The 14,009-nt window shown below is 57.9% G+C and carries 8 protein-coding genes and 3 pseudogenes; 8 read left to right on the forward strand and 3 right to left on the reverse strand.

What is annotated here, in order from left to right; genetic code table 11:
* Positions 1 to 35: 35 nt before the first annotated feature.
* Together FJ543_RS29685 and FJ543_RS29690 are read right to left on the reverse strand one after the other, a co-directional pair.
* Positions 36 to 1,439 carry a radical SAM protein gene (locus FJ543_RS29685; RefSeq protein WP_064993345.1) on the reverse strand — a complete coding sequence of 468 codons (1,404 nt, stop codon included), beginning with the start codon at positions 1,437 to 1,439 and terminating at the stop codon, positions 36 to 38.
* Positions 1,440 to 1,455: 16 nt separating this feature from the next.
* Positions 1,456 to 1,635, reverse strand: a complete 180-nt coding sequence (locus FJ543_RS29690; protein ID WP_064993346.1) for a hypothetical protein — start codon at positions 1,633 to 1,635, stop codon at positions 1,456 to 1,458.
* Positions 1,636 to 2,028: 393 nt separating this feature from the next.
* Between FJ543_RS29690 and FJ543_RS29695 the strand changes: the two genes are divergently transcribed.
* From FJ543_RS29695 to FJ543_RS29705, 3 genes are all read left to right on the forward strand, one after another.
* A complete protein-coding gene (locus FJ543_RS29695) occupies positions 2,029 to 4,803 on the forward strand; it encodes a caspase family protein (RefSeq protein WP_140698301.1) in 2,775 nt (924 codons plus the stop codon).
* 115 nt (positions 4,804 to 4,918) lie between these two features.
* Positions 4,919 to 5,965, forward strand: a complete 1,047-nt coding sequence (locus FJ543_RS29700) for a hypothetical protein (protein WP_064993349.1) — start codon at positions 4,919 to 4,921, stop codon at positions 5,963 to 5,965.
* Positions 5,966 to 6,696: 731 nt separating this feature from the next.
* On the forward strand, positions 6,697 to 7,155 hold the full coding sequence (locus FJ543_RS29705) for a MucR family transcriptional regulator (protein ID WP_064993350.1): 459 nt from the start codon (positions 6,697 to 6,699) through the stop codon (positions 7,153 to 7,155).
* 123 nt (positions 7,156 to 7,278) lie between these two features.
* On the opposite strand, the gene FJ543_RS29710 is transcribed toward FJ543_RS29705, so the two are convergent.
* The gene (locus FJ543_RS29710; protein WP_176479562.1) at positions 7,279 to 9,108 is read right to left on the reverse strand and encodes a phospholipase D-like domain-containing protein; all 1,830 of its coding nucleotides are present in this window, start codon (positions 9,106 to 9,108) and stop codon (positions 7,279 to 7,281) included.
* 117 nt (positions 9,109 to 9,225) lie between these two features.
* On the opposite strand from FJ543_RS29710, the gene FJ543_RS29715 reads away from it, so the two are divergent.
* The 5 genes and pseudogenes from FJ543_RS29715 to FJ543_RS29735 form a co-directional block, all read left to right on the forward strand.
* Positions 9,226 to 10,056 carry a hypothetical protein gene (locus tag FJ543_RS29715; RefSeq protein WP_198327536.1) on the forward strand — a complete coding sequence of 277 codons (831 nt, stop codon included), beginning with the start codon at positions 9,226 to 9,228 and terminating at the stop codon, positions 10,054 to 10,056.
* 84 nt (positions 10,057 to 10,140) lie between these two features.
* Positions 10,141 to 10,803, forward strand: a pseudogene (gene glyA / locus FJ543_RS29720) (serine hydroxymethyltransferase); the annotation flags it as partial.
* Positions 10,804 to 10,857: 54 nt separating this feature from the next.
* Positions 10,858 to 12,034 (forward strand): annotated as a pseudogene (metK, locus tag FJ543_RS29725) (methionine adenosyltransferase).
* A gap of 109 nt (positions 12,035 to 12,143) precedes the next feature.
* Positions 12,144 to 13,136, forward strand: a complete 993-nt coding sequence (locus tag FJ543_RS29730) for an adenosine kinase (protein ID WP_086081358.1) — start codon at positions 12,144 to 12,146, stop codon at positions 13,134 to 13,136.
* Positions 13,137 to 13,210: 74 nt separating this feature from the next.
* Positions 13,211 to 13,657: pseudogene (locus FJ543_RS29735) on the forward strand (5-methyltetrahydropteroyltriglutamate--homocysteine S-methyltransferase); the annotation flags it as partial.
* Positions 13,658 to 14,009: the final 352 nt, after the last annotated feature.

The raw sequence follows: 14,009 nt of genomic DNA on the forward strand, positions 1-14,009 counted from the left end.
TGTTGACACGACCCCCGCCTTGACTTCTCACAAGCCTAGCGACGATCGGGCGGCGCGGATTTGAATTGGTCCGTTGCGGTTAAGGCAAAATCGGTTGGTAGCTGCAGTCCGAGCGAGGATGTCAATCGCCTCGGCAGCATGGTCCGCCAGAATTCGCTCTGTTGATCGAGCGATGCCGTATCGCGCTCCAGGTGAAGCTTTGGGCAAGCCCCCCAGCACAGCGGCAGAAAGGAGCATGTGCTGCACTTTTCGTTGCGTGTCGGATCGAACCCGTCCCACCATTGTTCCTGCGTGGCTTGTTGTGCGGTGGATTCTCGATCGAGTTGTCCGACAGCGCGGTGCGGTTCGGTAACCTGGAGGCCGCAATTGTACAGGGATCCATCAGCGCCGATGACGATCGAATCCTCGGCAATCGCAGCACACACGGATCTTCTTGGGTGGGGGTAGCGATCCAATGCGGCTGTCTTGTCGAGATAGATTTCTGGGACGATGGCGCGCACGACATCCCTGGCGGCCTCGAATTCCGCATAAGCCAGCTCAGTCTTGCGGATGAAATCGACCTCGGTTGAGTAAGGCGTCAGTTTAGCGATCTGCAGCGTTGCCTTTGACCCCTTCTCGAACCAGCCGTTTGTCATCCCGAATTCGGCGAGCAAAACGAGATCCGCACTGTTCTTCGTACCCAGGTTGAAACGGATATCAACGGTCACATCCCGTTTGAGAGCTTCAATCAGTCTGATAGCGCCCTGAAACTGATCCTCGCCGGAAAATCCGCGACGGTAGCGCCGTACCTTGTTATGGGATTTGCCAAATCCGTCGAAGGTGACCTGAACGCGCTCAATCATGTGGATGCGGGCGAAAGCCAAGGGATCGCCAGGCCACAGTGTGCCGTTGGTCAAGATCGACGCTGAGTACCGCCGTCCCAACTGATTGCAGAGTGCCTGGAGCCGTGACGATGCCTTTTCCAGAAAGGCCCGATTCAACATCGGCTCGCCGCCATACCAATCAATGTGTAGGGCTGGCTTGCCGGAAGCAGTCAGAATGTTTTCAACGCGCTCGACGATCTTATCGACATTGCCAAACTCAAGCGTGGATTCGTCCCGCTTCTGAAAACAGTAGAAGCACCCTAGATTGCAATTGTTGGTCGTAGTGATGGTCACAATGATTGGGGACTCTGCCTTGGTCTGCAGGAAGAGCTCCCGAATTTGCTTTATTTCGTCGAACCCCGGCTCAACAACAAATCCACCGCTCAGCAAGGATTGCGACAGCGCTTCCCCTAGATTGGTGAGATCGATTTTTGCGGGGTGCCTGCAAAGAGCGAAGCCGAGATCGGCAGCATCGCTCCCCGCAAAATGACGCGACGCTCCCGTTCGCGCATTGTAAAGAATGATACTGCCGGTCTTTGTAGGGATCGAGAAATTGTAGCGTGATGTGGAGTACATGGCACGCTGCCAACCGTCAGCTCTGCTCGATCAGGGCCACGCAGTAGGTTGCGTCATAGCCGCAAAGTGTCGCAAGCGGCTTTGAATTGCCCTTTTCGTCGGAAACGCTGACTTCAACCTGCTCTATGGTTACGCCCGGCTTGACCTTGATTGTAGGCTCGCGGTCAGCAGATTCGATGAGAGTAATCTTCGTCATGACTTACGATCCCTCCTCGTGAAGACCCACACCCGCATAGTCTGCCCGAACTGGCGACTTGGCAAGTAAAATCGAGTCGCGCTAATTTCGCGATGCAGAGCCCCGGACGGCTAATGCTTCGTGGATCGTCGAAGATTGTTAGCCGCGGAAGAAATCGGTCACATTGGCTCGGGGTGAGCGAGCCGTTTCCGCGCCAGCGGCCCCCGCAATGACCTTTTGCAGGATTAGCGGGGTCAAGAGCCCGATCTGGAATGCAGTCAATGCTTGCGCCTGACTGCCAAAATTCAACCAAGTGAAAGCGCCGGATACAAATATCATCAGCGCTGTGATAATCCAGTAGAGTGCACTTTTCAGGTATTCTGGAAATCGCGGATTTGTCCTTAGGCCATACCAATGAACAAGCTCAGCGACGAACCCTCCGAAAATACCAACCAGGAAAACGCCGAGCGCAGTGGTCAAAGCTACTCCGCCGCTCATGATCAATCCTCCAGCGATGTGCATCCTTCCGGAAGCGTTTGTAGTATAGCTGCCGATCGCTTTTCCAGCCCTATCTACATGAGTTCACGGTCTCGGCTTCGCTATTCTGTGGAGGGAGCCTCCGCGCTGGCCAATGCGATCGCCGTTCTGGCTTCCAGCGATGCCCCCACAGGGCTTTACGACGAGAACCTTACCCGCAAGTCGCTTGAAGCGATGTTTCGAGAGATTGGCGCGAGTGAAGAAGTCGGAGGCTGCGAACTCATCCTGGTCCTTTCGGGTCATGGTGACCAGAGCACGGACCAGACCTGGTTCTGCACCTATGAGGCTAATCCTGACCAAATAGACCTCACCGGCGCCGGGCTTGCCGATCTTGTCATGCTTGCCAGACCGGCGAAGGTCTCGGCGGTTTTTGACTTTTGCCATGCCGGCGGCGTTGCGAAGGACTTTCGGGCAGCGCTATCGGGTCGACTTGGCGACGACAACATCCTGGTCCTCTCCGGCGCCACTTCGCAGCAATTGGCTTACGAGCACCCTGCTCTCGGCCGAGGCCTGTTCACGATTGCCCTGCACGAAGCGCTCGTAGACAAGCGGCTCTTTGCACTGGCCGCAATGCCCGGGACCGCTACGCAGCCGTCGCCCGGGGGATCGGCGTCGAGCGACCTGGCGCGGCTCTTTGTTTTCGCGAGGGAGCGTACCGAGCAACTTGCCTACCTCTTCGCCGGCGGTCGCAGGCAGTCGCCGGAGCTTTGTGGCTCCGGCCATCTTGCGCTCGAATGGTCCGACAAGACCATTGGGCCGCCCTTAGCCCCCGAACCCAGACGAGCCTTGGCTGGAAGGGTACGGCGCGTTTTCGGTTGGAGTGCAGCGCTTGTAGTCGCCATCTGCATGCTCCTGTACTTCCTGCAATATCACATCGCCGTGCAGCCGAACGGCTGGATCGAGGTACGCCCCGGCCCGCCATGGATGTCCTCATTGCTTCCGAGCGCGATGGGATCGGGAGTGCAGTTGGCGATTGCCGCCGACGATCTCGAACCTGCTTCGCCGCGTTGGGACGAGCAACGCATCAAGGCGCGGACAGCCCTGATGCGCGGCGGTGTAGGTGGGCTTGTCAGTCACCCGATAGGCGACCAGGAAAACTGGGAATTCCGGCTATCGTCCGAATTGTCTAAGGACGCCGGTCGACGGCTGCATTTTGTCTCTTCGCGCAGCGGTGTGATTGACGTCTGTGATTCCAAGGACGTCAAGCGCGACCGATTGTGGGATTACCAGTTTGCGCTCGAAGCTGCGCTGCTTGATCGAGCGCGGTCTTGCCCCGCGACATATTTCCTTTTGAACGGTCCAGAAATCGATGATCTCTACAACGTCGACGACGTGCGAACGGTCGCCGACTATGGCCTATCGGAGCTTTCCGATCAGGCTGTGCGGACTTACCTCGCCGGGCTTGCCCTGGCTTTTGGTGAGCTCCGGGACGAGGACGCGCGGCGACGCTCGTTGGAGGCCGCTATCCTGTTGACCTCCGTTCGGGCAGAACGCGACGTTGTCAGACCATCGGACTGGCTCGCCTTTCTACGGTTCGTCGAGGATGTGGCGGGAAGTCCCAAACTCACCTTGGCGCCGAACGCCGCGGTCTTTCCACGCTTGGCCAGGTGCGCGGCGAGTTGGTGCGAGCTTTCGACAAAAATCGTCGAATACTTCGCTGCTGGCCCGCAAGCGTCGGGCATGGGCAACGGAGCCGGAATGATGATGTGGTTGATGGCAAAGGACTCCGAAAGACAAGCCGCAGAGGGCTCCGCCACCAGCTCCTGGTCACTTCCACCAATATTGCTGCTCGCCCGCCGCGGCGAACTTAACGGACGTGATCTCGATCTGATCATTCGGCGATACGGCTTGCTCGTTATCAACCACGACATGTTCTGGGTGGACCCGACCTGGTTGCCACGTTTCGCGCGCGTGCTTCCGCTAAGCGAGGAGTGGAGCACACCGTTGTGGGGTTGTGTACTTGGCACGTCTGGTAAAAATTCGTCCTGCTTGCCGATTGATGCCAGCCTTGCTGCGCGCGTGCTAGCGGCTCAAGGTCGCTTCCTCAGTGCCGAGGCGTTAGCTCAATTGGTCCTTCGACTGGACAACGGCATCAAGCAAGACCGTGATGTCGCGGCATACGCGTCCGAGATGGTAGACCTAGCATGTTGGACGCCCATGCCAGATCGATGGGTTTCAGGGTTGGAAAAAGGCGTTGAGTACGACATTCAGATAGCACCGCCACGCAGCGCCGATCCGCTTACCGGGGTCCAAATCGTTGAGGTGACGGATGTGTCAGTCGCGCAGGCGCTGTCGGCGGCTTTGAGGAGCGATCATGGGAGTTCGCCAGCAACGATCAACCTCCTCGTAAGGTACGCCTCCAACCACTTCTCTTACGCAGGCCTTGATGTCCTTTATCGCGCGCTGGCGCACAAACTGCGACCGACGGGCGACCCAAGCGGATTCGACCTTGTGCGCTCGCTCCAGGACTTCGCACCGGACGCACAAGCAAGAGCGGTCCTTTTGCGGGCCCTGTCAATTACAAGACCGCGCAGTCTGCTTACCGACGCGCGCATCGCGGATGGATCGGTCTTCTGGCGTCTCGATGCGGTTCTTGCCGCGCGCCGCCAACTTGGCGACTACCAATTTGAAGAAGACCAATATTGCGAGTAGCAACGGCGACGATTTTGGCCGCGCGCCAGCCGAAGGAGCTTCATCCCATAGGGATCTGGCTCGCCCCGGTTTCTCCCAGTCAAAGCGATAATGCATCAGTCATAAGGAACAACGAATGCCATTGCTCTTCTGCAACATTGCATGGATGAACCACTATGCCGGCAGGGATCCGAACGATCCTCCGAAAGGCGGCGGCGGGTTTCCAGTTCTGGAAGGCTTTTGCGGTGAGGAGTTGAACTTCGTTGCCTGTGAAGATGGGTATGTCTACGGCCACTTCGAAACCATCAAGGGCGAAGAGGATCGGCAGGTCAACATCCAGCGCCTTGGGGCCGGTCCCGAGGACGACTTCCTCGATGGCGTCGATATAGTCTGGACGGCTCCGACACAGGGGAGCGATCCGCGCTGTGTGGTCGGTTGGTACCGAAACGCGCGCATCTACCGTCATCGACAAAAATTCAACGGCCAATTCCCATCGGTGCGGCACGTGGAGGATGAAATCACCAGCTTCCGTGTCAAGGCCAGGATCAAGGACGTCAGGCTGTTGCCTTCATCGGAACGACGCATGAAGCTTGAGCGAGGTCCCGGTTGGAGCGGCCAGGTCAGTTGGTGGTACGCGGAAGATACGAAAAACCGCAATGCGCGCGATTTTGTCCGGTCTGTCAGAAAACTTCTTGAGGGCGAGCGTGAAACTAGGCGCCCGTCGTCGGCAACCCGCAGAAAACGACGAGCTGGGGAAGCTGCATCCAATGCGTATTCGCGTTATGTGGAAAAATATGAAGCCGTGGTCCATCCCCGCCACAACAGATTGCAAAGACGGTTCGAAGCCTATCTTAAGGATCGGTTTCCTGGCGTGACCTTCCCGGCCACCTTCTGCGACGACTTAAGGTACGTAGCTGACAAGCGAGATGAGGTCATGGTTGAGATCAAACCAACCGAACCGTCGACCCTTAGGTTCGCGATTCGAACAGCCATTGGGCAACTTCTTGACTATCGGCAGCACCAGCGGTGGAACGGCAAACAGTTGATAGTTGTAGAGACTGAAGTGACGAACGCTGATGATCGAGCGCTGGCGTTCGACAACGGTTTCGGCCTAGCGTGGCCGATCAAGGATGGCGGTTTCGCATTTGCTTGGCCACCCAAGCGTCGGCAGGCTGTCATTTAATCAGCAAGGTTCACGCCGGGGACACTGCCAGCCGCATTTTGGAGTGTGCCGGCGCGGCGACAAGCTGGTTCACGTTTATCACCCCAAACGCAGCAAAAGCGATATCGGGCAAGATGCGAAGGGTTTGTCCAGAAAGAGGCCAGACACGCTGCTTATGCCAAACTCATGGATGCCATCTTGGCGCCAAAGCGGTTGTCATCTCTGGGCAAGCAATCCCAAGCGCCTGCCAAAGCGCCGACGTCAGCGCGGGGTCATCAACGGAACCGCGCTTTCGTCGAGGGACAATGGCGTACAAGACGGAAGCACCGAAATGACCGCGATAGCGACCAAAGGCAGTGCGGTGCTGGAGAAAGTTCGTGACCCTGAGACGGTTTAACAGGGCGGCCGAAGGAGCATCAGCATAGCGCCGACGCAAGGCGGGATGCGGGACCGACAGCCCCCGGCGAGGGGCGCCAAATGAAACGCCGCCAATGCCGACTCGCCGACCCATCTTTGGTTCGACCGAGCAATTCTACATGTGCGCATCGCTCCCATTGGCTTCTGCAAATGACCGCGCTGCTTTCACCAACCATCACACAGCCTGCGCGCACAAGTACGGCAGAGGCCGACTAGGTCGGCCTTAGGGGATAGACCGCACCTTTAGGAGGTTCTGGCTGCCGCGATTGGCGCGCGCTCAAACTTGCACTACATATTCACCCTTGGGCAATTGCGTATCATCAGGAGAATATATTTTGAGCGAGGAAAAAGAAGCTGAGCAAGCCGATCTGGTCGGACTGACCGCGGATATCGTCTCGGCATACGTTGCCAAAAATGCCCTGCCAGTGACCGGTCTCCCAGATCTCATCAGTCTAGTTCATTCGACACTGTCGGGCATCGGTCATCCAACGGCAGCCCAAGAGCCGATCGCGCAGCCTGCGGTCAATCCAAAGAGATCGGTGACGCCTGACTTCATCATTTGCTTGGAGGATGGGAAAAAGTTCAAGTCGCTGAAGCGCCACCTCAGTGTTCATTACGGGCTGACGCCTGAGCAATACCGTGAAAAGTGGGGGCTGGCGCGAGAGTACCCGATGGTCGCGCCGAATTACGCGGCCCAACGCTCTGCATTGGCAAAGTCCAGCGGGCTTGGGCGGAAGCCGGGGGCCAAGGCGACGCAAAAGGCAACGACCAAGCGAACATCACCGCGCCGTTAGCGCTACGCGAACGGTCTTGATAGGCCGCAACGAAAATTTTGCGGCCCGCGGGACCAATCGCTTCAGAAGGTGCGCAGACGTGCAGGTGGCGCTCGCCTGGTGAACGCTTGGGCCCATTTCAGGTCAAATCACAGGCAGCTTCTTTTCGCCCTTGAATATGTCGTGATCGTCCGGTGCCGCCTGGCTCCAACTTGCGTCCGGATCGGCGAAGAACATTTGTCGCTTGTGACACTTGGCATTGTCGTCGGCATAGTAGGCGATGAGCCATTTGCCCGATGGATCAAGTATCCCAACCTTGGCTTCGCCACCCAACTTTTCGATCTTGTTGATGATGTCGCGAGAGTAGAAGTGGCGAAATATCCGGTCAAACTCTGTCAGGTAGATATCAGCGACCCGGGTGTCGCCGCGGATCAACAGCATGTTCTCGTCATTTGCGGTAAGGGAGCCTCCGGAAAAATTCGCCGATCCTGTGCAGATCAGCGGATCCTGAGATAGAGGATCGATCAGCAGGAATTTGGTGTGGATGAAAAAGACGAATCCATCGCCGCTCTGGCGTTCCAGTTCCTCATCGAGAAACCAACTTTCGATCTTGAAATGAGGTATCGGCACGATCTTGGTGACTTTTTTTCCCGTGGCGCTACGCCCAGTCCGCTCTTCAACTTCCATCTTCTCTTTGCCAAGGATGGCGCCGTACGAGAATTGCAGATCGGCTGGATTCTCCTGCTGTGCCTTTTCGATTGCCTCGGTCGGAGGCCGCTCGAGCAAAATGAACCGCATCGACGGCCCTTTCGCGGCCATGGGCGCCAGAATCTTGGGATCGACGGAAAAGGCACCCGTAAACATGGAGGACGTTTTTGCGTCCGCGATACGCGCGCCGTACCAATCGAGCATTCGCGTGCTGGTGCGCGGTGAAAACACAAGCGTGACGCCAGGACCGACAAGATTGGCTGGGTTGGGGGTCAGACCGACAGCTGCAACCGTTGCGTGGTCGTCATCGGGATCGCTGGTGAGACCGGTCCAGAATTTAAAATAGGTTTTTGCAACCCCGGCATCGGTCACCTTATGTCCGACGTTCGTCTGCCCCAGAAAGCCGGAGGGCGTGAAGTTGGTCGAGCCTGTCCAGACCGAGACAGGGTCGGTCCCGCCAGCAAGACGCACGATGAACTTGTTGTGGGGGATTTTGGTTTTCGTGCGCCGAAACAGTATCGTGCGGTTGCCAACCTTCTCCGCTAGCCCAGCCAGTTCTGCGTTCGCGTTGTTGACCTTTGTGTCGTGGAACACTATGCGTACGTCGACGCCACGGTCGATAGCAGCCTTCAACTCCTTCGCGAAGCGCAAATATGTGAACTCATAGGCCGCCACGCGCAGCCCATCGCCCGCGGGTGTCTCCCGAATATGGGCGATACACGCTTCAAGCAGGCCGCGCGACAACCACGCGACCTCCTTGTTTTCCGGATCGTTATACTCGTCGTCGCCGAGCGCCTTGTTGCCGAACTTTTCGGCGAAGGCCTGGCTGGCGATGGCACCACGATTGAACCAGATACCATGTCTGCCGTCGTCTTCTGCCTCGGTGGTAATGTCGATACTTGCGGTATGGCGGGCTTCAAGCGCACCCGGCTCGCCGAACATGGCCGAGACTTCAAATTCATATCTGGTCTGCGGATTGGCCTGATAGTCGCTCCACATAAAGCTTTGAATCGGATGCTCGTTCGTGAAGAACCGCGGTATCTTGCCATCCTCCGCAGCCTTGACGCCCTGCGGGAACAGCTTCTCGAATATCTTCAGTCCTGTCAGCCACGACCATTCACCACCATTGACGCGGCGTCGAAACGCGAAGCCTCTCAACCCCCGCGCATCCGCCTTGGACAGATCCAGCGCCAGCAACACGACGCGTGTCCCCGCAATGGCGTGCACTTTCAACTTGCCGTTATCGGATGCCCCCATTTTCCGCATTCTTCCCTCCTCATGGCAATGCTGAACGGGATTATCTCTCCCAAACCATGACATTGAATTTCAAGTTCTGAATGGAATCAATCATGCTTATGGCAAAAATTTGTGGCATGTGACCACATGTTAGTTAGCCAGATACTTGATGGCGCAGAATATGGCGACACTACAGCGGGCTCACACTTCAACGTCAGCAATAATTGCCGCCGCTCGGCATGGGTGGTGGCGGGCAAATTTTCATTGCGGTTGCGCCGAAACAGGTTTGTGCGTGCGATTGCCGGTTCTTTCCGGAAGGAACGACGATCGATGAAGGCACAGATTCAGGCCAACTATGAAGAGCGCCTCGGGCGCTATGCCGCGCTTGTCCATGGGAACAACCCACCGGGTCTGGTGATCAAGCTGGCAACGTATTCGTCCCTATTGAAACAATGCGAAGAGCACGGGGACAGGCTCTGGCGAATAGAACCACTACTTTACCAGATCATGCGCTCGATCGAAGTCGATCTCCATCTTGCCACTGCCAAGCTGCTTGAAAGTCCAAGGCGCAGCGACCGCAGCTTATTCAGGTTCCTCGAGTTTTGCCTCGACAACCAGATGCACATCGCCTGGAAATCGGGGACACCATCTCCAAGCCTGATCAAGGAACAGCTCAATGAGCTGGAAGCCCACAGGACGACGATTGCGATGATCATGGGCCGGCGGGACAAGTTCTTCGCGCATCTCGATAAGCGCTATTTCAGTGATCCGAATGCCATCTACGCCGACTACCCCTTGGACGAGTCCGCTGTAGTCGCTCTGGTGAATTGCGTGATCGGCATCATTTCATATCACCAACGAAACCTTGATGGTGCCATGGCCTTCCATGTCGGTGAGTTCTACCAGATCGCAGTCGAAAATATCGTGCGCAATCTCGAAGCTGGGCGAAAAGTGAATTTTCCGGGCCAGTTGGACTGAGAGCGATCGGCTCGACGCCAATGACGCCTGGGGCGGATTTCAAGAAGGCGCTCAAAATCATGACATTCGGAAAAGTACCGCACCTATCCGCGTATCTTTGACTACGAGGCAATGGCCAAAATTGCTTCGGAGGTGAACTCCTACCTGGTGGCCGACATCGCCCACATCAGCGGCCTCGTTGTCGCAGGAGTGCACCCCAATCCTGTAGGCCATTGCGATGTGGTCACCAGCACCTCTCACAAATCGATACGCGGTCCCCGCGGTGGCTTCATACTGTCAAGGAATGAAGACCGCTATCAGGCACTCTATCATTCCAAGAGCAAACACAATCTGGCCAAACGCATAGACCGTGCCGTGTTCCCTCTCCTGCAGGGCGGACCGCACATGAATACGATTGCAGCGCTAGCTGTCGCTCTGCACGAAGCAGGGAATCCGTCGTTCCGAGTGTACGGTCAGCAGATCGTCAACAACGCCAAGGCTCTGGCCCAGGCGCTTCTGGAGCGAGGTTATGAACTCGTCACGGGGGGCACTGACAATCACATGCTGATCCTTGATCTACGGGACCGGCCGCTGTCCGGGAAAGCCTATGCCGAGCGCTTGTCGCAAGCAGGTATCATCACGAATTTCAACATGGTGCCGGGCGACCGGCGGCATCCCGCGCTCACCAGCGGCATTCGGTTAGGCACGCCAGCAGTGACGGCCGACTTCTGCGCTGCGTTCGACGTACCTGGCATCTCCGACAGATAAGATGGCCGGATCAGCTGTCACATTTAATTCCAACGTTTGAAGCGAGGATATTCCATGACCAGACAATTCGTGTTCTCCTCCGAATCCGTCGGCGCGGGACATCCCGACAAGATGGCCGACAATATCTCAGATGGCGTCCTCGATGCGATTCTTCGCAAGGATCCTCAGGCTCGCGTTGCTTGTGAAGCGTTGGTGAAGTCAGGGATGGTCGTTCTGGCTGGCGAGATCACCAGCCACGCGCAGATCGACTACAGCCAAGTTGCCCGCGATATCATTTTGGACATTGGATATGACGACGATGCGATCGGCTTTGACGGGCCGTCGTTGCGCGGTGATCTTGGCCCTGACCGAGCAGTCGCCTGACATCAGCCAGGGGGTCGACGAGGGACGAGGGCAGGATCTCGAGCAGGGAGCGGGAGATCAGGGCCTCATGTTCGGGTACGCATGCAACGAGACCGAAACATTAATGCCTTTGCCAATCCAACTTGCTCACGATTTGACGAAAAAACAGGCAGAGGTGCGCCAAACTGGACGCCTTGGCTGGCTCCGCCCGGACGTTAAATCTCAGGTGTCCGTCCGCTATGAAGGTTTGCGACCGGTAGCGCTCGATACCATAGTCCTGTCGACGCAGCATGATGATGAGGTCTCACAGGCCACCGTCCGCGAAGGCGTCATTGAGGAGATCATAAGGCCGGTCTTGCCCCATGACCTGGATACGACGGGAATAAGGTTCCTGGTCAATCCAACCGGCCGGTTCGTGGTCGGCGGGCCGCGAGGCGATTGCGGGCTTACCGGCCGCAAGATCATCGTCGATTCCTACGGCGGCATGGGGCGTCACGGCGGCGGTGCCTTTTCGGGCAAGGACCCGTCCAAGGTTGATCGGTCGGCCGCCTATGCCGCGCGGTACGTCGCAAAAAACGTCGTTGCCAGCGGACTTGCGGAGGTGTGCGAGGTTCAGCTTGCTTACGCGATCGGTGTGGCCGCACCGGTCTCAGTCCTCATCAATACATTCGGAATCGCAAAGATTGATGAAAAACGGATCGAACGCGCCGTCCTTGAGCTTTTCGATCTCCGGCCGAAAGGCATCATCAAGGCGCTGGATCTCTTACGGCCGATTTACCGCAAGACCGCGACATACGGACACTTCGGCCGCGAAGAGCCGGAGTTCACCTGGGAAAAGACGGACAGAGCTGACGACCTGTCGCGTGAGGCAGGACCCGCAGCTGCTTGATGCGTCGGTATTGGATCCTTTCGGCAAAGGACGACCCATTCCACACTCGAAAGAAACACCCCGGGCCGGCGTGGCAAGAAGCCGGCTCGGGTTTTTGGCGGAGATTTTGATGCCGGATTATGACGTGCTTTGCATCGGCAATGCCATTGTCGACATCATTGCCCAGTGCGACGAGGAATTCCTGGAGACCAACGGCATCATCAAGGGCGCGATGAACCTCATCGACACCCACCGCGCCGAACTGCTCTACAGCCGCATGGGCCCGGCGATCGAAGCCTCCGGCGGCAGCGCCGGCAACACGGCGGCCGGCGTCGCCAGCTTTGGCGGCCGCGCCGCCTTCTTCGGCAAGGTCTCCAACGATGCGCTGGGCGAAATCTACGCGCACGACATCCATGCACAGGGCGTCGCCTTCGACACCACGCCGCTCAAGGGCGAGCCGCCGACGGCGCGGTCGATGATCTTCGTCACCCCTGACGGCGAGCGTTCGATGAACACCTATCTCGGCGCCTGCGTCGAGCTTGGGCCGGAGGATGTCGAGGCCGATAAGGCTTCTGGCGCCAAGGTCACCTATTTCGAAGGCTATCTGTGGGACCCGCCGCGCGCCAAGGAAGCGATCCGCCAGACGGCGAAGCTGGCGCACGCGGCAGGCCGCGAAGTGTCGATGACGCTGTCGGATTCGTTCTGCGTCGACCGCTACCGCGACGAATTCCTCGAGCTGATGCGTTCGGGCACGGTCGACATCGTCTTTGCCAACAGCCACGAGATCAAATCGCTCTACCAGACATCCTCGTTCGACGAGGCGCTGGCGCAGATCCGCAAGGATTGCCAGATCGCCGCCGTGACCCGCTCGGAAAAAGGCTCCGTGATCGTGCGCGGCGACGAGACGGTGGTGATCAAGGCGACCGCCATCAAGGAACTGGTCGACACGACGGGCGCCGGCGATCTCTATGCCGCCGGCTTCCTGCATGGCTACACGCAAGGCCGCGACCTGCAGACCTGCGGCGACCTTGGCTCACTGGCGGCCGGCTTGGTGATCCAGCAGATCGGCCCCAGGCCTCGGCAGAATCTGTGCCGCGAGGCTGAGCAGGCGGGGTTGTTGTAGGGGGCATATCGGCAAGGTGCTGCCGGGCATCTCCCCCTCAAGGGACCCTCAAGGGGGGAGATCGGCTGTACCTATGGAAACATTATCTCGGCTGGGCTGTCGAATGCTTCGGCCTCGCTTCTACCGGCGTGGAGGACGCGACCCAAATTCACAGCATATGTGCTACTCGGAGTTCAATGATCATCGATTCTATCGCTGAACTGGACGCGGACGTCATCTCGATCGAGACGTCGCGCTCCAAAATGGAACTGCTAGACGCCTTCACGAAGTCCTAATATCCGAACGAAATCGGTCCTGGCGTCTACGACATTCACTCACCACGTGTCCCAGAAGTCGGCGAGATTTTGCATCTCGCCCAACTTGCCCGCGAGCGACTGTCGGATAGCCAACTGTGGGTCAATCCGGACTGTGGTCTCAAAACAAGGAAATGGGAGGAGATCCGCCCTGCCCTCATCAACATGGTCGCTGCAGCAGGGGCGCTGCGGGAGAAGGCCCAGGCGCAGGCCGCTGGGTCCCTGTGACGGCAAATATGTGACCAGCGGGCTTCGCGGATAATTTGAGGCAGAAAGGACGCCATCGAGAAGCCGCGCGCAGGTCGGTAGACACGAGGGGGGCTCGGCATTGTCGTCCAGCCGAAGGCCCGCTGGACGACTGAGCGGCGGGGCTATCTGGGAAGCCGCTTCTGGTCAGAGGACGGATGATCTAGAGCACGAGGTGGGAGAAGGCGGCTTCGTCCATGAGCTTCTGGCTCTGACACAGCCAGCGGTCAGCAGACACTTCACCGAGGGGCACGTTTGCGGATGCCGCCTGTGCGTCCGCACTATTGAGATATCGCGGTGAGATCGACCATCGAGAGCATCGTGTAGAGTGATT

It is taken from the genome of Mesorhizobium sp. B2-5-7 (assembly GCF_006440875.1).
Classification (GTDB): Bacteria; Pseudomonadota; Alphaproteobacteria; order Rhizobiales; family Rhizobiaceae; genus Mesorhizobium; species Mesorhizobium australicum.

Excerpts from the sequence above, each read along its gene's own strand:
- FJ543_RS29730 (WP_086081358.1), top strand. The coding sequence starts at position 12,144 with ATGCCGGATTATGACGTGCTTTGCATCGGCAATGCCATTGTCGACATC.
- FJ543_RS29715 (WP_198327536.1), top strand. The coding sequence starts at position 9,226 with ATGTTAGTTAGCCAGATACTTGATGGCGCAGAATATGGCGACACTACA.
- FJ543_RS29695 (WP_140698301.1), top strand. The coding sequence starts at position 2,029 with ATGAACAAGCTCAGCGACGAACCCTCCGAAAATACCAACCAGGAAAAC.
- FJ543_RS29685 (WP_064993345.1), bottom strand. The coding sequence starts at position 1,439 with ATGTACTCCACATCACGCTACAATTTCTCGATCCCTACAAAGACCGGC.
- FJ543_RS29700 (WP_064993349.1), top strand. The coding sequence starts at position 4,919 with ATGCCATTGCTCTTCTGCAACATTGCATGGATGAACCACTATGCCGGC.
- FJ543_RS29710 (WP_176479562.1), bottom strand. The coding sequence starts at position 9,108 with ATGCGGAAAATGGGGGCATCCGATAACGGCAAGTTGAAAGTGCACGCC.
- FJ543_RS29690 (WP_064993346.1), bottom strand. The coding sequence starts at position 1,635 with ATGACGAAGATTACTCTCATCGAATCTGCTGACCGCGAGCCTACAATC.